The 20,469-nt window shown below is 50.4% G+C and carries 19 protein-coding genes; 8 read left to right on the forward strand and 11 right to left on the reverse strand.

Annotation, left to right across the window (positions count from 1 at the left end):
- Positions 1-251 precede the first annotated feature (251 nt).
- Positions 252-566 carry a transposase gene (locus FKW31_RS14050; protein WP_202878730.1) on the forward strand — a complete coding sequence of 105 codons (315 nt, stop codon included), beginning with the start codon at positions 252-254 and terminating at the stop codon, positions 564-566.
- On the opposite strand, the gene FKW31_RS16615 is transcribed toward FKW31_RS14050, so the two are convergent.
- From FKW31_RS16615 to FKW31_RS14100, 9 genes are all read right to left on the reverse strand, one after another.
- Complete coding sequence (locus tag FKW31_RS16615; protein ID WP_304512207.1) at positions 551-811, reverse strand: type II toxin-antitoxin system YhaV family toxin; 261 nt, start codon at positions 809-811, stop codon at positions 551-553. The two genes, FKW31_RS14050 and FKW31_RS16615, sit on opposite strands and share 16 nt — an antisense overlap.
- 160 nt (positions 812-971) lie before the next feature.
- Positions 972-1,676 (reverse strand): VIT family protein, encoded by a 705-nt coding sequence (locus FKW31_RS14060; RefSeq protein ID WP_150178877.1) that lies wholly within the window; start codon positions 1,674-1,676, stop codon positions 972-974.
- A 133-nt stretch (positions 1,677-1,809) separates the two neighbouring features.
- Entirely contained in the window at positions 1,810-3,162 is a 1,353-nt protein-coding gene (locus FKW31_RS14065; RefSeq protein WP_150178860.1) for a HAMP domain-containing sensor histidine kinase, read from the reverse strand.
- Positions 3,159-3,830: a response regulator transcription factor gene (locus tag FKW31_RS14070; RefSeq protein ID WP_089179429.1), complete on the reverse strand. Its 672-nt coding sequence runs from the start codon at positions 3,828-3,830 to the stop codon at positions 3,159-3,161. Before FKW31_RS14070 ends, FKW31_RS14065 begins: the two co-directional genes overlap by 4 nt.
- A complete protein-coding gene (locus tag FKW31_RS14075) occupies positions 3,830-6,904 on the reverse strand; it encodes an efflux RND transporter permease subunit (RefSeq protein WP_150178861.1) in 3,075 nt (1,024 codons plus the stop codon). The genes FKW31_RS14070 and FKW31_RS14075 overlap by 1 nt, the downstream gene beginning before the upstream one ends.
- Positions 6,904-8,058: an efflux RND transporter periplasmic adaptor subunit gene (locus FKW31_RS14080; RefSeq protein WP_150178862.1), complete on the reverse strand. Its 1,155-nt coding sequence runs from the start codon at positions 8,056-8,058 to the stop codon at positions 6,904-6,906. The genes FKW31_RS14075 and FKW31_RS14080 overlap by 1 nt, the downstream gene beginning before the upstream one ends.
- A complete protein-coding gene (locus tag FKW31_RS14085) occupies positions 8,055-9,290 on the reverse strand; it encodes a TolC family protein (protein ID WP_089179432.1) in 1,236 nt (411 codons plus the stop codon). Before FKW31_RS14085 ends, FKW31_RS14080 begins: the two co-directional genes overlap by 4 nt.
- Before the next feature lie 18 nt (positions 9,291-9,308).
- The gene (locus tag FKW31_RS14090) at positions 9,309-9,779 is read right to left on the reverse strand and encodes a hypothetical protein (protein WP_089179433.1); all 471 of its coding nucleotides are present in this window, start codon (positions 9,777-9,779) and stop codon (positions 9,309-9,311) included.
- Positions 9,780-10,909: 1,130 nt separating this feature from the next.
- Positions 10,910-11,416, reverse strand: coding sequence for an Lrp/AsnC family transcriptional regulator (locus tag FKW31_RS14100; protein WP_150178864.1), 507 nt, complete (start codon positions 11,414-11,416; stop codon positions 10,910-10,912).
- A gap of 132 nt (positions 11,417-11,548) precedes the next feature.
- On the opposite strand from FKW31_RS14100, the gene FKW31_RS14105 reads away from it, so the two are divergent.
- From FKW31_RS14105 to FKW31_RS14140, 7 genes are all read left to right on the forward strand, one after another.
- On the forward strand, positions 11,549-12,013 hold the full coding sequence (locus FKW31_RS14105; RefSeq protein WP_255448269.1) for an AzlC family ABC transporter permease: 465 nt from the start codon (positions 11,549-11,551) through the stop codon (positions 12,011-12,013).
- Positions 12,010-12,312, forward strand: coding sequence for an AzlD family protein (locus FKW31_RS14110; protein WP_150178865.1), 303 nt, complete (start codon positions 12,010-12,012; stop codon positions 12,310-12,312). Before FKW31_RS14105 ends, FKW31_RS14110 begins: the two co-directional genes overlap by 4 nt.
- A 65-nt stretch (positions 12,313-12,377) precedes the next feature.
- Positions 12,378-12,479 carry a hypothetical protein gene (locus tag FKW31_RS14115; RefSeq protein ID WP_193562086.1) on the forward strand — a complete coding sequence of 34 codons (102 nt, stop codon included), beginning with the start codon at positions 12,378-12,380 and terminating at the stop codon, positions 12,477-12,479.
- A gap of 980 nt (positions 12,480-13,459) precedes the next feature.
- Positions 13,460-14,188: a LuxR family transcriptional regulator gene (locus FKW31_RS14125; protein ID WP_150178867.1), complete on the forward strand. Its 729-nt coding sequence runs from the start codon at positions 13,460-13,462 to the stop codon at positions 14,186-14,188.
- A 132-nt stretch (positions 14,189-14,320) separates the two neighbouring features.
- Complete coding sequence (locus FKW31_RS14130; protein WP_150178868.1) at positions 14,321-15,238, forward strand: MBL fold metallo-hydrolase; 918 nt, start codon at positions 14,321-14,323, stop codon at positions 15,236-15,238.
- A 735-nt stretch (positions 15,239-15,973) separates the two neighbouring features.
- Positions 15,974-16,705 (forward strand): hypothetical protein, encoded by a 732-nt coding sequence (locus FKW31_RS14135; RefSeq protein ID WP_150178869.1) that lies wholly within the window; start codon positions 15,974-15,976, stop codon positions 16,703-16,705.
- A 183-nt stretch (positions 16,706-16,888) separates the two neighbouring features.
- On the forward strand, positions 16,889-17,407 hold the full coding sequence (locus FKW31_RS14140; RefSeq protein ID WP_150178870.1) for an FMN-binding negative transcriptional regulator: 519 nt from the start codon (positions 16,889-16,891) through the stop codon (positions 17,405-17,407).
- A 111-nt stretch (positions 17,408-17,518) separates the two neighbouring features.
- Here FKW31_RS14140 and FKW31_RS14145 read toward each other — a convergent pair whose 3' ends face one another.
- Both FKW31_RS14145 and FKW31_RS14150 read right to left on the reverse strand, forming a co-directional pair.
- A complete protein-coding gene (locus tag FKW31_RS14145; RefSeq protein WP_150178871.1) occupies positions 17,519-18,484 on the reverse strand; it encodes a GlxA family transcriptional regulator in 966 nt (321 codons plus the stop codon).
- A gap of 18 nt (positions 18,485-18,502) precedes the next feature.
- Complete coding sequence (locus FKW31_RS14150) at positions 18,503-20,014, reverse strand: acetyl-CoA hydrolase/transferase family protein (RefSeq protein WP_150178872.1); 1,512 nt, start codon at positions 20,012-20,014, stop codon at positions 18,503-18,505.
- Positions 20,015-20,469: the final 455 nt, after the last annotated feature.

Genomic DNA, 20,469 nt, shown 5'->3' on the forward strand with positions numbered 1-20,469 from the left:
CGTCAATATTCCAGATCGGGCTCCTGTGGGATGACTGAATTCTACAAAATGACCCGAAATTGCCTCAAGTGTGAGAAATCCGCGTCGATGCAACACACCTCAAGGCACACCGGACATCGGCGTTCCTGCTCAAAAAGAGGCTTTTCCCCGCCATATCGGACGGACAAAAGGCGGCCTGAACTCAAAACTTCATGCCGTGTGCGATGATCCGGGCCGACCTGTCCGCCTTCATTTGACTGCTGGACAGGTCAGTGATTTCAAAGGTGCTGCTGGCGAACCTGTCGGATGAGACAGAGGAAGTCATCGGTGATTGGGGATACGACAGCAATAAAATCAAACAGTCTCTCGCAGACCGGAACATCACCGCCTGTATTCCACCAAAGAAGAACAAGGAATCAAAGCCACCTTACAATTGGCATCTGTATAGAAAGCGCCATCTGATCGAAAACATGTTCGCAAAACTGAAAGACTGGCGGTGGGTTGCTACCCGATGTGACCGGTGCGCTCATACCTTCATGTCCGCAATCCATATCGCAGCAAGTTTCATCTTCTATCTTAAAAAATGAGTCCTGAGCCTAACAGATTCTAGTTCTGACACAGATGACAACAAGTAATAGTGCAACACTCTACAGTATTCGTCACGTATTTGAAGACGAGGAAATTTCCAGCCGGTCAACTGCTCTTGATCGGACGCTTCTTTACAAAGCGCGGCCCAACTATCAGATGGGTTGCCGTTCTCCAGCATCCTCTTGAAAACTTTGTAGGTATCGGTCTTTGCGGCATAGGTGCGTAAATTGTTTTCATCGTTCACCCAAGCAAAGATGATAATTTACGCAAAAATCCTCCTGTTAAATATGAAAACTAAATTATACGGTTGATAATTAGTTATGAATTTATACAATGAACATTGTATTTTTATAAAATATAACACTCATGGGAACAAAATTTTATTATATAATAACGATAATTTTTTACCGACCACCAAACATTTTCCCAACAAAAGCTGTTCCCACCATAGCAACAATACCCCAAAATATGACGCGCACGGTAGGCCGCAAAGGTGCAGCACCACCGGCACAGGCCCCCACAACGCCAAGTAATGCCAAGCTTATGAGTGAGACGGCGGACACAACCCATGATACAATAGATGAAGATGAGAGTAATGCAGCCAAAACTGGAAGTATTGCGCCAGACGAAAATGCTCCAGCCGATGCACAGGCGGCTTGTATTGGTCGTGCAGATGTTGCATCAGAAATACCCAATTCATCACGGGCATGTGCCCCCAATGCGTCATGTTGCATCAACTGCTGTGCAACCTTGCGCGCCAGAGCACCATCCAGCCCGCGCTGGCAATATATATCAGCCAGTTCGCCAACTTCGGTATCCCAACTGCTACCAAGTTCCTGCTTTTCACGGGCAAGATCAGCTTTTTCTGCATCTGCCTGTGAACTGACAGAAACATACTCTCCTGCAGCCATAGACATGGCTCCGGCCACCAGGCTTGATATTCCAGCCAGCAAAATATTTTCTCGACTAGCATGTGCACTAGCAACACCCATAATAAGGCTGGATGTTGACAGAATACCATCATTCGCGCCCAACACAGCAGCCCGCAGCCATCCCAAACGGGATGTTGCATACGTTTCTTTCTGGCTATTCAAGATATTATTTCCTATATTTGATTGATGTATTTTCAATCGCCTGCATTTTCTGAAAAACATTTCTTTTCACAAGAGAAATCACAACAAAAACCATTTCATCCAGAACATCATACATCACAAACATGACACAAACCTGAACGTATTACTGTCAGCTCTCTTCAGGCAGCAGTATGATTTCTGGGTTAGGGAAACACAGGGAAACACTTAATCCCCGCGCAGAACCAGTAAGAGGTGATTGTAATTGCAAGCGCGCATCCATCTGTCTGGCAATATTACTGGCAATTGCTAAACCAAGGCCGCTTCCATTACTGGAACTGCCACCACGCACAAATGGGCTTGTCAGATGAGCCAATGTGTCCGGAGCCAAGGCAGGACAATCATTAATAACGTCAATACAGCCCTCAGGTTTTACCTCAACCTTTACTGGCATATCAGAAGTGCCATGCAAGAGGGCATTTTCAAGCAGATTACGCAACAGAATACCGGTTGCGTCCATATCTCCATAAACAAAAATATGTTCAATACCCTTGGCTTTTAAATTAATACTCCGGCCATCACGTGGTAGATGCCCCAAATCATCAACCAGCACATATAATACGGCCAGCAGATCAAAACGATCTCGCCGAAAAGCAACGCCAGAAGAGGCACGTGAAAACTGTAGAAGTTTTTCAACCGTTCGGGCCAATCTACAGGTGCGATCAACTATAACTTCCACCCGTTTATTAGCCAAAGATCCTTCAGGCAACATGCACCCCAACATCTGCACCTGCGCAAGCAAGGCACCAAGTGGGTTACGCAATTCATGCGCTGCACTAGCTGCAAAAGCGCGTTCAGTAGAAAGTGCTGTTTTAAGACGGGACAGAAGCGTGTTTACGGCATGCTGGATGGAAACCAGTTCGACCGGCAAATCAAGTGACGAAATAGGGCTTAAATTCCCACTGCCACGAGATTGCATTTCATCATGCAAACGCTTTAAAGGTCGTAAAGCACGACGTACTATCAGGCGTACCAACACCCAAATTACGGGCAAAAAAATCAGTATCGGCAAAATGGCTATAGCAGTTGCGCGCCATGTGGCCCCTCGCCGATGCAACGTGGGTTCTCCAACCAAAACACGATAAGCCGTGGCCGTAGGTGCTGCGATATAAACCCTAAACAAAGGCGTATTAGCAAAACCTGTATGAATATCAGGCACAAAAGGCTCAACCGGTGCATTTTGAGAACGCAGAACAACATGGCCAGATTGATCAACAACCTGATACGCAAGTGTTCGTGGCCCCACATCGGGCACCCATGCCACGATGTCTGACTGGGCTTTATGCGGCTGTATGGTGATGATAGCCTGCAAACGTTCGGATACTTCCTGCAAGGAATTGTCCAGACGTTCTGTTATTTCGTAACGCGTGAAACCAGCAACTGCGACACTAAGGGCAAGAAGACTCAGCGTGACCACACACAGAACACCACTGACAATCCGGGTCGCAAGGCTCCAGTTTTTCATGCATCTGCTCTATCGGGTAGGCAGTATCCCCGGCCACGAACGGTTTTTATAGCCGTATTGCCAACTTTTTTACGTAGGCGGCTAATAAAAACTTCGACCGTATTGCTGCCAACATCCTGATCCAATGCATACAGGGCTGTATCAATCTGCTGGCGAGAATAAATGCGCCCGGGCCTGCGTGACAGTAATTCCATGATTGCCCATTCCCGTGCTGTTAACTCAAGTTCCATCTCGTTACGCGTCACGGAACCATTTTCCCGGTCAATAACAATCTCGCCTATCTGGTAGCAGGCCTGCCTGCGTGGCGTGACATACCGGCGCGCGACTGCTGCAATCCGCGCAACAAGTTCGTTCAGGTCATAAGGTTTGACAATGTAATCATCTGCTCCATCGGACAAACCTGCAATCCTGTCACTGATCTGGTCTTCTGCCGTTGTGATTAAAATGGCGGTATCAAAGGACGTGCGGCGGATCTCGCGCAAAAGATCGCGCCCATTGCCATCTGGCAGTCCAAGATCCAGCAACATGAAGTCATAATCCACAGTTGCTACGGCTGCGCGTGCATCTTCCAGTGTCATGAACCAGTCCACGGCATGTCCATCCTGCCGCATACGCTCTTGCACGGCTGCCCCAAGATCGTGCTCGTCTTCCACAATGAGGATACGCATCAGTTCTGAACCTTCTCTCGCATGACACGAGCATACAGGGATGGCAGCACCAGCAGAGTAAGCAGCGTGGATGTTACCAGCCCGCCAATCACCACACTAGCCAAAGGCCTTTCCACTTCCGCCCCGGCACTTTCAGAAAACGCCATGGGAAAGAAGCCAAGGCTGGCCACCAACGCCGTAGCCATAACCGGCCTGAAGCGGGCTTTTGCGCCCGCAAAAGCTGCCTGCGCCACGGCCATCCCTTGCGCGCGCAATGCGGCTATTTCGCTCACCAGCACAACGCCATTCAGAATAGCCACCCCAAACAGGGCAATAAATCCAATACCTGCTGAAATACTAAAGGGCATTCCACGTAATGTCAGCATAATAATGCCGCCGGTTGCAGCCACAGGCAGATTAATAAAAACCAAGAGTGCGGGCGTGATTGCGCCAAAGGTTACAACCAACAATGCAAATATCAGGCTAAGGGCAATCGGCAGAACAATTTCCAGACGTTGCACGGCTGAGCGTAGGTTACGAAACTGCCCATCCCATTGCATGGTATAACCCGATGGCAGATGCACATCATGCGCCACACACTGCTGCGCTTCGGCAACAAAGGAGGCAAGATCCCGCCCTCGCACATTTGCCTGCACAACCATGCGGCGGCGCACACCATCACGACTGATACGTGGTGTACCGTCAACTTCATGCACATGCGCCACTTGTGAAAGCATGACATTCCCCTGCCCATCCATACGCCGGACAGGCAAGGCAGCAATAGCTGCCGCTGAAGCCACATGGCGACCGTTCAGGCGCACCTGGGTGCTGATAATGGCATTACCAACAATAACAGGTCGCGCACCAATATGCCCGCCTATGGCTTCCACCGTATCCAGAATATCCTGTACTGCCACGTTGCGGCTGGCCGCCTGTGCGCGATCAATGTCCACCACAACCAGTGGCACACTGCCATCACCCGCCGCTGCCACATCTGCGGCACCTTTTACACTTGAGATAGCAGCTACAACCTTGTTCCCCAGAGTGGTGAGTGTTGTCAGGTCACCACCAAAAATCGAAACTGCAATCTGTGTTCTTACGCCAGAGAGCAGATCATCCATGCGCATCTGCACCGGCTGACTCCAGGAATACAGTGCATCTGGCAATTCTCGCCGCAGCGTCTTATCCATTGCAGCCACCAGCCCAGCCTGTGTGCGTGCGGTTTTCCATGTTGATGGTGGGTTGAGAAGAATAAAGCTATCAGTCTCATTCACACCCATCGGGTCTGTGGGAATGGCGGATGTGCCCGTATTGCTGACAACCGTTTTGACTTCAGGAAAACCCCTCAGAATCTGTTCCTGTCTTGTCACCGATGCAAGCACTGTCTCCAGAGATGCTGAGGGCAAACGTGTGGTGGTAACAGCCAAAGCCCCTTCATCAAGCTGGGGAATGAACTCCCCACCCAGACGTGTTGCAAGACCTGCCGATAACACCAGAACGGCCAGCGTGCCCCCAAATAGAAGCCACGGATGTGCGTCTCCCCACTCTGTCAGATGTGTATATGGAGCGCGCAGTCGAGCAATAAGCCATGTATCTCCTTGTGGCCGCACACGCGCCAGAGTCAAAGCCGCAATGACGGGAATACAGATGAAGCAATAAGCCAGCGAAGCTAGAAGCGCCATGATAACCGTTTGCGCCATAGGCCGGAACATATGCCCTTCAATGCCCTGCAGGGTAAGAATAGGCAGATAGACCATAATGATGACCAGTATGGCAAAACCCACAGGCCGCATGACCTGCTGAACGGATGAGACAACCAGGGGCATAAACGCGGCTTCTGGCGCCTCCTCCCGCCTTGAAAGGATATGCTCAATAACCACCAATGAGCCGTCAACAATCATGCCAAAATCAATTGCGCCAAGGCTAAGCAGATTGGCTGAAATGCCAAAATACCGCATACCGGCCATGGCGCAGACAAGAGCCACTGGGATAACGGAAGCAATCACCAGAGAGGCCTGCCAGCTTCCAATCACAACCACAAGCACCACTATCACCAGCACAGCACCCATCAGCAGGTTATCGCGCACGGTTGCAATTGTTTGCCCGGTTAATGTGGCGCGGGTGTAATAGGGCTCCAGCGTAACACCCGTTGGTAGGGATTGCCTTATGCTTGGCAAAGCACGATTAATGGCGGCCAATGTAGCATTAGAACTTGCGCCACTTTCCATCATCACCACACCAATCACAATTTCACCCTGCCCATCACGGGTAACAGCGCCAAGGCGTGTGCGTGCTCCAATTGTAATGCGCCCAAGATCACGCAAACGTATAATAGATCCATCGGCATTGGCGCGTACGGCAATATTGCCAAAATCAGCAAGACTGCGCACCAGCCCACGCCCGACCACACTCTGCTGCTCGGCATGATGGGTGATCCACCCACCGCCTGAGGCCGCATTATTTGCATCCACCGCGTGATAAATATCACTCACTGAAAGATTACTGGCAATCAGCCGGGCAGGATCCAGCGCAACCTCATAGGTTTCTTCCGCACCACCATTGACGTTTACGTCCACAACGCCCGGCACAAGCCGCATCTGCGGTACTACCGTCCAGTTCATGATCCGATTGAGTTCCATAAGTGAGCGCCCCGCCCCCTTGATCTGGAACTGCATGATTTCACCCATGCCCGTTGCAAGTGGCCCCATGCTTACAGTAATACCCGGAACAGATATGGAGCCCCGCGCCTGCTGGATGCGCTCATTTACCCGCGTGCGGTCAAGATTGATATCCGTATCATCAGCAAACTGCACATAAACAACCGAGACCCCGCCACGGGAAACAGAGCGTAGATCCGTCATACCGGGAATACCAGTCATGCTGGCTTCAACCGGAAAGGTGATCAGTTTTTCCACTTCCTCGGTTGCAAGGCCTGGTGCCACAACAGAGACAAGCACCTGCTTTGGTGAAATATCGGGCACAGCCTCCACAGGCAGTTCTAGTACTGCCATAATACCTGCCGCCAATATCAGAGCCAGTCCACCCAGCACCAGCATACGAGCCCGCAGCAAAACATCCAAATATTTACGGGTCATCAGTCTGCGTCCATTCCGGCCAGCCCGATGAGTGATTTCAGGGCAAAACTGCCGTGGCTAACCACTGCCTCACCCTCTTTCAAGCCTGAGCTTACAACCGCATGCTTACCATCATCCAAAGCTATATTCACCATCACAGGCCGGTAATGCGTTTTATCTATCTGCACAAATACGACATTATGAACATCAATTTTCTGAAGGGCATCTGAAGGCACGACAATTCCCGTTACACTGTCACGCTCCGTCAAGCTGGCATCCAGCACCATGCCGGGTACCAACACACCAGTTGGGTTGGAAACACGGCTGATAACACGCACCAACCCTGTTTGCGGGTTGGCCATGCCATCCACTGTATCAATCCGGGATGTGATGGCACCATCGTTGGTCTCTGTGGTCTGTAGTCCACCGGGCTGAAGACGTGCTGCTTGTTCCGGCGTAATGTCCGAAACAATCCACACATCAGACAGATCCGCTACGCTCGCCACGTTTGTAGCTGGCGTTAAGTCTGCAGCGACAGATGTGTCTAGCGTTTGCACCATACCATCAACCGGAGAGATCAAGGTTGAGACCTCATCCTGCTGTTTCCGGCTGCTTTGTTCAGAGGATGAATTGAACTCCTCGTTAAACCGATGACCCAATGTATCCACATCTGCTTTCCGGGCCAGCATGGTTGCATCTGCCTGCGCCAAAATATCCTGCCTGCGGCGCAGCTCTGCCAATGAAAGGGTTTGACCAACCAGTTGTTTTGCGCGCTGCACTGCAGCTACAGCATCATTTCTACTGGCAATGGCAGCGGTTAACGCGGCACGCATCTGAATAGCTTGAAGCCGTGTACCATGAAGGGAATGATCCTGATAGCGCAGTAGGGCCTGTCCTTTACGGACTGAAGCACCTGGTTGCACCAAAACATCCAGCACTTTGCCGCTTCCGGCTGGGTGAATATACACAAGCCGCGTAGTATCAGGCATAACCCGGCTGATAACTGGCAAAATGCGAGAAACCTTGCCGGATTTAGAAAAGATCACTGTAATGCCTTCATTTTTTATTGCTGCCATATCCAGCGTCACAACTGAAGGAAGTATCTGATCTTCGGCATTGGCGAGAGACGACATACAAAAACACACAGTGAAATACAGAAGGATACGCCCTTTCATGGTGTGATCCCCATGGCAATCATCATACGCAGCGTTGCGACATGCCACTCCACCTCTGCTCGATCGTTGGCAAATTGCGCATTGCAGGCCGCCTGTTTTGCCTGCATGACAGTTTCGAGTGTTGCCTCTCCCACCTGCCATGCATGCTCTTCTGCCGCTGCATGCTTTTGCATATTTGCGGCGGCTATACGTGTAGTCTGCCGGGCCGCTGTGGCAGCCATCAGCCGAGCCCGCACACGGGATATTTCCAGATGCACCATGCGCCGGGCCTGTATTTCCTGACTATTGGCAGAAGCAAGCCTGTTGCTGGCCTCAGACATAATCGGTGTATTCCGGGCCTCGCTTGGTAGTGGGATGCTAAAGTTGACACCAACCCGATCATCCCATGGGCTGCCATACTGTTTTTCATGAATCACATCGATGCCCAGTTCTGGGTTGGGCATAAAAGAGCGGCGGGCAAGCTTCATATTAGCTTGTGCAGCTTCAACATTTTTGTGTGCGGCTTTTACACGCGGATCATTGTCTTCCATATCACGCGGTTCCACAAACCGCACATGTGCCATATCTGCGCCATGAGAAAGATCAACCTCAACTGGCTGGGCAAATAAAACTTCCAGTTCAGCCTGAGCATTTTCCTGATATTCTTGCGCTAATGCCTGTTCATTACGGGCATTTTCCATTTCTGACTGTGCTATCTGGCTTTCCGAAGATGAAGATTCACCTACATGCGCAGAATGAGCAACCAAACTGTTTATCCTGCTTGCATACTCATACAGTTGATGTGCCGCCTTTAAACGTTCCTGAGCAATCTGTGCTTTGGCCGCCCCATCCAATATCCTTATGGAAAGCGACAGGTATTCAACATTTAACTGCTCATCCAGAGATGCAGCTTCAGCACTTGCAACCTGACGTGTGGCGCTCCCCTGCCCTGGTAACCAAAGCGGTACGGACACCCCTCCCTGATAGGTGGTGTACCCTTCATTACTCCCAATTGCATGGTCATCCATATATTCACCGGACAGAGTTGGTCCGCCAGCAAACCATGATCCTGCCGCACTGCTGCGCGCCTTTGCAGAATGATGGCCAATCTGCAATTCCGTACGCACAGGATCAACCGCCCAAGCCATATTAACGGCTCTATGATAATCTATTTTTTCTGGAATTTTCTGGGCATTTGCGGAAAATATACTAAATGAAAAGACCGCAACACTGTGGAATAATATCTCACGCATGAAGTTACACGCAGCCTCCTACGGAATAATCGGCTTGTTGTGTGCAATCCGGACAGAAAGATCATTCCATAAATTGATCGTTGCCAGGTTGATATCGCCTTTTATGGATGAGGGTGATTGGGTGCGTGAAAAAGACGTCAGGGCCATGCGTTCACCAATCACAAAACGCCCTTGCGAAAATAATGTGACGGAAAGCGATCCCAACCGCCCCTGCCCGACCGGACGCTTGATAGACACCCGCATATGTGGTGGTGGCACAGCAATAGCGTGAAATGCCTGAAGTTCTGTTTTTTCTATAGGACAGGCCACACTCTGCAAGACTGCTTGCCGTAAAACAGAATGTGGATAGCCCGCATATGAGCCATCTATATGCAGAAGAATACCTTCTTCCGCTCCCTTACATATACTTTCTGTTTCGGTATAAGAGACACATCCACACAGGCTGAGTGTTATCAGAATTGACAATCCATAACGTATCACCCGTTGCATAACCTGTATCTGGCCTTCCTAATACGATTCACAGCACGCCGTTGTGGCGCTGACATCTTTTGCCTCTATAACGCGCAAAGATGACGTGAACCTGAATACTCATCAGACAATGTTTTCTACGGAGGAAGAAAATTTCTCATCACATCGCTCTGCTTCATATTCCGAGTGTCCAGACTCAGGCGATGGAAACATTGGTCGGCATCCATCGAACCCTAGGTTTAGGACTCATTCTTTAAGATAGAAGATGAAGCTTGCTACAATGTGGATTGCGGACATAAATATATGAACGCAGCGATCGTATCGTGTTGCTATCCGTCGCCAGTTTTTCAGTTTTGCGAACATGTTTTCGATCAGATTTTTCTTTAGTGGAATACAGGCGGTGATGTACCGGTCTGCAAGAGACTGTCTGATTTTATTGCTGTCGCATTCCCGATCACCGATGACTTACTCTGCCTCATCCGACAGGCCTGCCATCAGCACCTTGGATGGTTCGCTCTTCTACAAAAGACAAGGTGGACAAGGTAATCAGAGCCTCGCATATTTGCGGCAAACAGGCTGCCGCTGTAACGGCCATGCTTCCTCAGACACTATGTCCACAGGCAACAAAACGGGCAATTCCTGCCCGAGCACAGAAGATAGACAAGAATTCATGTCCCTCCTGAAAGATAAAAGACCTGTCGATCGTACCCAGATGAGGATCAGAACTTCCGAACCCTAGCCTGTCATAAGCAATAACTCTCCAACTGGTAACAAATGCCAATTGCGCAGGAAATTTTTCCATAGGGCACCGCAGCCTAGAGATTCATGCAGAAGAAGAATGGAAGATCCAGATTTATTTGGTATTCCTGCACATATGGAAGACCAGGTTTTTACAAAAATCTGCCCTTTCAGACATTTGAACGAAGAATTTCTCTTCTTGAACACCTGAATGATTTCCGACAGTGACCGACACGACGATCTCCCCGAACAACAAACGTTATTATTACTTATTTCAACTGAAATACTTCAGGTATGATAACAGGCCGTTACAGGTCTTGTTGCTGAGTGACCATGAGCCGGAGCAAAAAACTCTGCCGCCACCATATGGGGGAAAACGAAACTTCTTGCGTTCAAAAAAAGCGATCAGGCATCTACTGCCCTGTGCCAACAGGAAGTTCCCACGACACTTTGACGGCCTGCATCGGAATGTCTGTCTTGAGGCTGCTGACACTCGGAATACGGGCCAGATATTCGGCCTGAAAACATCTGTAGGCGATGAGATCGGCAGCGACCACCCGCAGCAGGAAGTCGCAGTCACCCGCCATCAGGTGGCACTCAACGACCTGACTGAGTGCGATTACATGTCGGGTAAAGCATTGAACCGTATCTTCATCCTGCCCCTTGAGCCAGACGCGGACAAAAACGCTCATCGCAAGACCAAGCCGCGCCGGATCGAGAATGGCCACATATTGCCGGATCGTTCCGTTTTCTTCGAGCATGCGCACGCGGCGCAGACACGGTGAGGGCGAAAGACCGACCTCCCGGGCAAGTTCCACATTGGTCAGGCGCCCGTTCTTCTGAAGCACAGCAAGGATTTTAAGATCGATGCCATCCAGAGCGTAGGCATTATCTGCTTCTGATAAATCATTATTTGGCATATTATGCTCAATCTGTGGCTTCGGAAGGCAAAGTCCCTCTTCTGACCGGCCTGAATTTTGGCGGTGGATCCGAATTTGCCGCACTGACCATCTGGACAGATCCACCGCACGCCCTGCTCATTCTGTGTCACCCTGCTGGTCAACAGTCGGCATTTTCTGATGGGAGCAGCCTTTGCTCCTTATCTTCAGACCTTCTCGCGCCGACAGGTCCTACCATGGCTCTTCTTCATGTGCGACGAAAGCTGGGCCATGGCTCTGGCAGAAGCCCGGAGGCAGCGGCGTAATCTCCTGAGCCCCGGCTATTATCTGGGCGTTGCCCTCCCACTTTATACGGTGTGGGTGAGCTTTACCCTGATCGGCGCACTCACCGGACATCTGATCAAGGACCCGACACGCTATGCGCTCGATATGGCCTTTCCTGCCGTCTTTCTCGTGTTGCTGCGTGGAATGTGGAAGGGGCCGCGTATGGCGTTACCTTGGCTGGTGAGCCTTGGTGTTGCCGTCATGACCGATCTCTTGATTCCCGGTGCGTGGTACGTTCCTGCAGGAAGCCTGTCTGGCATTGTCGCCGCGTGGCTCATGGTCTCTGCACGATGATGGAGACAACAACCGTTCTGACCATCGTCGGTATGGCCGCCGCCACCTATTTTACGCGGATCGGAGGCTATCTGCTTCTCAGTGGACGCCAGTTGTCTGCGCGGACAATGGCGCTGATGGACATATTGCCCGGCTGCGTTCTGATTTCAGTTATCGCCCCGGCTTTCGCAACAGGGAAAGTCTCCGATCTGGCTGGTCTGACCATTACCATCTTCGCAGCCTCGCGGCTCTCTCTCCTGCCGACCATGGCTCTTGGTGTCGGCAGCACTGCGATCCTGCGCCTTTTTCTATCACATTGAACAGGAGAGATTTCTTGCAGCAAAACGAGCAGACATTACGGGTCGGCTTTATCGGTCTGGGTATTATGGGGCAGCCGATCGCCAGGCATCTTCTGAAGACTGGTATCCGTGATGGCGCGGGCCACAGCCTGTGCATCAGCGATGCTGAAGCCCTTGTTAATCCGTAGCCATGCTTCGTCCGCAGCGTAACGTGCCAGCGCCATGTCTCGATACTGAAAGCTATATGCTGACTCGCCGCCATAAAAAATGGGCTCCCGTAGCACGTCGGCGCGAGCGAATAGGAAAGGACGGCGGGATGCTTCTTTCTTTGAGAATTTCACGAGTTCTCTACACGAGTCCATCATCGGTTGTCCCAACCGATGATGGAGTTCTTGCAATAACGTGTGTGCCTGGTCGAGCAGCGTCTGGATCTCAGCGGGCGTCGGATCTTTCAAATCGATGGGTTGGCGGATCAGAAGGCCAAGCAGCGTCGAAAATTCGGTCCGTATTGTTCGCTCGGACACATAGGAGTTCACGAGGACCTCGCTGTTCATCGTACCATCGGACATCACATAATTGTCTCGCAGCGACATCCATGAGAGTGCGTGGACAAAGCCCGGGGTAGTGCAAAGCGCCGCGAGATCGTCGAAAATATCCTGTTCAGCGCGCGGTTCTTCGGGGACCATATTTTTCTTCCATATTTAATCGACAGGTTTAGCCATACACTCACCAATTGCTCAAATCGGTGGACCACATTGGGATTAGAACACTTAATATTGAATTAATTGCCTGACGCTTGACTAATATTCATTAGCAAATCTGGACTTTCAGAAAGTCTCGCGAGTTATTTGAACGACCGAAATGGGGAAGCAAGGCTTCGCGAGTGTCGTCCCTGTGAGGGTCCGGTTTTACCGATTGTTCCGCACAAAACCGACACATCGCCCTTCCACAGAGCCGTCAGTCTAGTTTACAGAGATAGAGCAGACAGACTGCTGTTGCTTCATGTCAGACATTTAATTGACTAAGACCGGCCCCATGAAGCGGACATTATATATATCTCATGCTACAATGTCTGAGCTGCTGCCATCTGTGAATAGGTGATGTTGTTCATATCTAGAAGTCTGACTGTATCTGTATAGAGTAGGTGAAATCTGGCATCAAAAATGAGATGGCAAAGTTGCAGGATTATTTTTCACAATATAAGTATAAAAACATGCGTGATGAGTCGTTCTCTATAAATGATCTTCTTAATAAAATTTATTATTTAAAAAATACCATTGGCACAGATATAACATATGTATCAGGATGTATACTTTCGGTTGATCTTGATGTTCCATTCTGTCTAACGACGTTGCCTAAAGAATGGCTAGATTATTATCATCAGCAGGAATATATCCATGTTGATCCGGTAATTAGCTATGGTCTTGGTTCTCTGAAACCTGCATTATTCTCTGATATATCATCATCATATGCGAAATCGAGAGAATTGCGTTTACATGCCGCAGAGCGAGGTATTTTTAGAAGCGGTTTTGTGGTCCCACTGAGAGGTCCCCTCGTAAACCGAGCGATGGTCTGTTTTTCCAGCCTTGAAAGGCCAGAGCAATGGAAATCCATCTGCATTTCATTACAGGCCCAATTTATTCAGTTAGCGCGTGAGTTACATGAAAATGTCCTTGCCATCGGCCATTTTCCGCAAACTGAAGTGGCATTAACGGCGCGGCAGAAGCAATGCCTGAAATGGGCATCTCTTGGAAAAACTGCTTCAGAAACAGCAATGATTATCGGTATCACAGAACGGGCTGTACGTGCGCATCTAGTTAGTGCCCGTTCAGTGCTGAATGCTAGTAATATTACTCAGGCGGTCGCTAAAGCGACAGCGTTGCACATGATTTTTTAAGTTTCAATATGGCAGATCTTACACGTTTGGAAAAATGTGGAACTCACTACGATAACGGCGAAGGCATTTTTTTAACTATATGAGACCGTCGGATTTTCGGATCACATATAGAATTCAGATGAAAGTCGTAGCATGTCCACATCGAATTCGAGCCCGTATGCGTCCCGTTTCCATCAGGGACAAGGATTTTACAGCTTCTCTTTGGGGAATTTTACAGTCACTTCGGTAAGTGATGGCTTCCTCGTATTTGATGATCCTCAGGCTGCACTTGCGCCGAAGGCGAACAGTCAGGAATTTGACACCATTCTACGAAAGAAATTTCTGTCATCTGACACTGCATACACGCATATCAATACGTTACTTATAGAAGGGAATGGGAAGAAGGTTCTCATCGATAATGGATGCGGTGACAGTTTAGGGCCAGGCACGGGTGTTCTCGTAAAACATCTGGCCAATGCTGGAGTAAAAGCTTCCGAAATAGATATCGTGCTCGTTTCCCATGCACACCCCGATCATATTTTTGGAACGATAACGCGGACAGGCGAGCATGTTTTTCCTAACGCGCACTATATGATCAGCAAAGAAGAGTGGGATTTCTGGACTGACCCAAATGTCAAAATTTCGAGCCCCTTTGGTGATGAGATGGCACGCGCCGCGATCCTCGGTGCACAACGTCATCTGAAGGCTATTGAGGATCGTGTCTCGTTTTTTGATAGTGAACAGGAAATCATGCCCGGGATTCGTGCCATTCGTGCATTTGGTCATACCCCAGGCATGATGGCGTTTATTATTACGTCAAATCGAAAAAAACTCATATATACTGCAGACGCGCTACATCATTTTGTAGTTACACTTGCTCGGCCGGATTGGGAACTAGGTGTCGACAATGATCCGGTGGAAGCTATCGTCACCCGTATGAGACTTCTTGAAAAAATTACAAGTGTTGAGGCTCCTCTCGTCCACGTTCCTCATTTTCCATTCCCTGGTATAGGCCACATCCGAAAAGAACATGCTGGTTACGTCTGGGAACCCGTCGTTTGGGAGTGGTGATAATAGAGCCTTCGTAGGACGCCATGCCGCTGAAGATCGTCCGCGTCGGTCTCTATGCTGGAAAGTCAGGTTGATTAAACTAACATTCTGAGTTGTATTCACTGGGTATAGCTATAGTTGCAGAAGCCTGTAGGAATGGTTTCTTTTCTGATCTTACTGTTGATAGCTGGATTTCTGTCTAAACTGCCTGTCTGCTCAAAGATCTCGAAGAGGATGGGCAGTTGCCGACCTTATCCCGGTCATTCAACAGTACCTTTGCAAGCTCCGAAACATACACCCCACCTTAGCCTGTCAGCTCAGCAATGCAGAAACAGACGGGGGGAAATCGCCAACATCGCGGACGTCGAAGTGGTGATGATTGAGTTGAAGCCTATAGAAATCGCTCAGAAAACAGTAGTCCAGCAACTTCAGTATACACCCATAATTAACGGTTTTGCGCCACAAAACCTACATCCGTTTTTATCGCAAGTAGGTGGCACCCGGAAGAAGGAAGGTTTATCGAAAACCAGAAGATAATAATAATCTACAGCTGACTGCCGTTTTTTGTCGCCGAATAAACCACTTAGTCGCGATAGAAATGCAAAAGGTTATGATAAAAATCCACTGATTGATGATAAATAGGCATAAGAGACTACAATCCAAACGGTGCAATGACGATCTGCCGCCCCCCATGTTCTCTCCTTACGATGCAGCCAGCACACATGGGGTCTCTGACGTTATTAGAAGGGTTAATTTATGGGGTATGATGTCGAGATTACGCGCAATCCGCTTTTTTCAAGAAAGCCCGGTCCCAAGATCACGCTCGACGAGTGGTTCAACGTGATCAGACGCGATCCAGAACTCAAGTTCTTCATTTCGGCGGACGCTGCGGATTACGGTGTCGACACGGCGCTCTGGATCGCCCATCCCAATGGTAAGGAGAGCGACTCCGCTCTCTGGTGCTGCGATGGACAGATTGTTGCGAAATATCCCGACGAACCTCTCCTCCGCAAGATGGTAATACTGGCGGCCCGTCTCGACGCGGATGTCGTCGGCGATAACGGCGAATATTACGAGTTGGACGAAGAAGGCACGCTTATCTCCGGCGAGATCGAGACCCTGCCTGCATTCAAAGAGCAACAGAACCTTCTCCGGCTTGGATCGATCCTTTATGGAGGCGGCAGCACGAAATGCGACGTTTTCCTAACTCGTATTCAGGAGGCGAGCTACGATTCAACGACAAGAATAGTACCCACCGCTTTTGCGCTGAAACTTAACTACTATAGTTGGTATCTGGGGTTCATAACGGCGATAAACGAGAAGAGGACAAAGGATGGGGCCCCACTTATTCAAGTTGGCAATGCTGCCGAAAGACGCGCTCGCGATATCGACTTTCTGATTGCATATAGCGAGAAGCACCCCGATCACACATTTTATCACGCCGTGTGCGCCCTCGTGCATCATTACAAGAATAATCCGGCCTCTTGAAGGTTACTCATTTTCTTTCCCGTAAAAGCCCTCGTGCCCAGTATCTCCGCCAGGACGATGGAACAAGGGTAGAAATCAGAATAGTCTCATTCTGAAAACGGACATACCTCTCCACCCTATCGCCAACATACATGCTATAGAAATAAGATATTAAATTTCACTTGCTGTTTTTATCATTAATTAGTGGATTTTTCTGGACGCGGACGAAGGGGAGTTCGGCGTTCTTTCGGGCATCTCGCCAGACCTAATTCACAGTGGCAGAAACCTGTTCTGGGGGACGCTTTGGCAATTTTCATGGGGGCAGACGCCTATGTCAGTGCGGGCTGGTATCCATCAAAACAGGAGCATCACAAGGTCATCCCAACATGGAATTATGAAGCCGTTCAAGTTTTTGGGCCTGTGGAATTTTTCAGTGATACGAACCGCCTGCTTGATGTCATCACACGGCTGACTGACCAGCATGAAGCAAGGCAGAAAACGTCGTGGCATATTACGGACGCCTTCATTCAAGGGCAGCTCAAAGGTATCGTAGGTCTGCGTCTGATAATCACCCGCCTGGTAGGCAAACGCAAAATGAGCCAGAATCGTTTGGCAGAAGATCGTGCTGGTGTAGCTCGCGGGTTAGCGGAAAGCACTGATTCGCTTGATCGTGCGGTGGGCGATATGATCCCCGTTGTTGATGCAACAGTAACTAAAGACTGACGCATCATGCCGGGTCGTCTTTCCTGCCTTTTGGGAGGTAATCTGTTGGTAAATTCAAATGCTCCGGTACTACCCTGCTTGCAAAGGAGCTGATCCAGGACACAAATAGACTCAGTATAGTTGCCCAAAACGCTTCCTGTATTCAGCGGGGGTCACGCCCAGATGATTCTGGAACACCCTTCGCAGAACCCTGACAGACCCGAAACCTGCTTCAGCTGCCACAACTTTTGGCGGTTTTCGTCCGTCTTCAAGCAGACCGCGAGCAATGGCGAGGCGGGTCTGCTCGACCCATCGGGCGGGTGACAGCCCTGTCTCTTGTGCGAAGAGTCGCGTCAGCTGTCGACGTTCCAGTTCCACCAGTTCCGCCATCGCTTTCACGCTGTATTCAGCATCTGGCTGCTGCATGATCCTGCGTTGTAGAGACTGTAATGCGGACCGCCCGGCAGGAGACAATTTTCTCTGCCGACTATATTGCAACTGGCCGCCAGGCCGTTTGTAGAAAAGCACAAGTTGCCGTGCGACATCACGGGCAATCCGCTCACCCAGATCTTCCCGCACCAACGAAAGCGCCAGATCAAGTCCGGATGATACACCAGCAGCAGTCCGCAGAGCGCCTTCTTCCCGTATGATCGCATCCGCATCCACGATAACGGTGGGAAACCGCTGACGGACACAGTCTACATCAGCCCAGTGCGCGGCGATGATCTGTCCATCCAGCAAACCGGTTTCCGCCAGCGGAAAGACTCCTCCACAGATTGAGCCAAAACGACGGGCGCGGGGGGCTTCCTGCCGCAGCCAGCCGGTCAAAACCGGATCACAGGGTCTTGTGGCGGCATCAGGTGCTCCCGCCACCAGCATCGTGTCAACGCATCTTGTGCTGATATCACCCAGCAGCAGATCGGCCCGCAGTCTAAAACCACAGGAACTCCGGATATCCTTCCTCTCCGCGACAATGACAGACCGATAAAGCGGTTTGCCATAAAGGGTGTTGGCTTCTGCGAAAACATCGGCTGGCCCGGCTATATCCATCAACTGGACGCCATTGCTCACCACAAAGACAATCAGAAGTTCGGTCATCCTTTTTCCGGTTCTTGTTCAGCCCATCATGCTTCCGGTTTCCATGTAACGCTGATGCCAGGCAAGAGCTGTCGGCAGATGATGAGGAATATGCTGGCCGAAACTGTGTCGACGGACCTGCTCGAAGTAATCCTGCAGGGCTGGCCGGAAATCCGGATGAGCGCATTTGTTGATAACCTCCCGCGCCCGTTCAACCGGAGCAAGCCCGCGTAGGTCCGCAAGCCCCTGTTCGGAGACAATGATCTGCACATCCTGCAGGATATGGTCGGTATGGGGCACCATCGGCACAAAGGCGGATATTTTGCCATTCTTGGCGGTTGATGGAGAGACGAAGAGAGACAGGGACGCATTGCGTGCAAAATCACCCGAGCCACCAATGCCATTTTGGATCCGTGATCCCATGACGCAGGTGGAATTGACGTTGCCATAGATATCCGCCTCAATCATGCCATTCATGGCGATGATCCCAAGACGTCGGATCAGTTCGGGGCTGTTGCTGATTTCCTGCTGCCGCAACACGATCTTCTGGCGGAAGAACGCGGCATTGTCATTGATACGTTGCGCCGCTTCCGGACTCAGGGAAAAGGAAGAAGCCGAAGCGACTATCATGCGCCCGCTTTCCAGCATGGACAGCATGCCGTCCTGAATGACCTCGCTAAAGCCGGTCAGATTTTCAAACCGGCTCGTATTCAGACCTTCCAGCACGGCATTGGCAATATTTCCAACACCACTCTGGAGCGGCAGCAGCGATGGTGGAAGTCGCCCCTGCCTCACCTCATGTTCGAAAAACTCCATGACATGCCCAGCAATCTCCCGCGCGGTCGTGTCCGGCTCCGCAAAGGGCGCGTTACGGTCCGGCTCGTCCGTGATCACGACAGCCGCAAGACGGTCAAGGTCGATCGGAAGTGTGCTGCTTCCGATGCGGTCACCCGGACGCATCAGGGGAATGACCTGCCCGTCCGGCGGCATCCGCACGCCTCCCCATATGTCGTGGATCCCTGCAAGTTCCGGGTTCTGCCAGGTATTGATCTCGATGATGATCTTGTCCGCAATCTGCACCCATGTCGGGCTGTTGCCGACGGAAGAGCTGAGAATGAGCTGTCCGTCCGGTGTGACGGCGACCGCTTCGATAATCGCGACATCTGGCCTGCCAAATTGTCCCTGCCGCGCCTTTTGGGCCACCTGTCCCAGATGCATGTCAAGATAGAGTGTACTGCCCTCGTTAATCCGCGTCCGCATCGCTGTGTCGCCGTTGTAGGGACAGCGGAAGGCCACACCGTTGACACTCGCGAGAGCCCCATCAAGCTGCGGCCCGGTCGAGGCTCCGGTCAGGAGCCGCACCGTGAAAGGTTCGCCAGAGGCATGTGCCGTTTCAATGCGCTGAGCGAGGGCATCTGGCACCGCCTTGGGATACCCTGCGCCGGTAAAGCCACTCGTGGCGATGACATCTCCATTCCGGATCAATGCTGCGGCCTCTTCAGCCGTCATGATGCGATCAAGAAATGCCTTGTTATGGATACGGTCTTCCATGGACTGCTTTCATCGGAGTGGTTCTCAAGTCATTCATGATGAGAACAAGACAGCGGAGACAGCAACGGGAATGATGGGCCAACAAAGATATATCATGGACCAGATTGGGACATTTCTCTCCACATGCGTGTGATCCCTGCAATATCGATTTTAAATTGCCAGTTATCGTCACTGCCATGCATGCAGAAGAAGAGATCGGGAGTGCTTTGCCCCTGATGAATATTGACGCTTTGACACATGGAAGTTTCTGAGCTTCGGACAGGCTCTGACAAACTGCTGAGTTTCCATTCAGTCACGATGTCCGCTATTGAGAATTCAATTCATTGTAGCGTATGGCCGACAGGAGGCGTAAGCAGACTGATCCCTTACAAAAATATCGATGCAATTTTTAACATAATTAAAGATACTTTTCGCATTAATAAGGAATTTCGACAAACAAACCTTATCGAAAACCA

Origin of the sequence: Acetobacter sp. DmW_136, assembly GCF_008690365.1 — a bacterium.
Taxonomy (GTDB): Bacteria; Pseudomonadota; Alphaproteobacteria; order Acetobacterales; family Acetobacteraceae; genus Acetobacter; species Acetobacter oryzifermentans.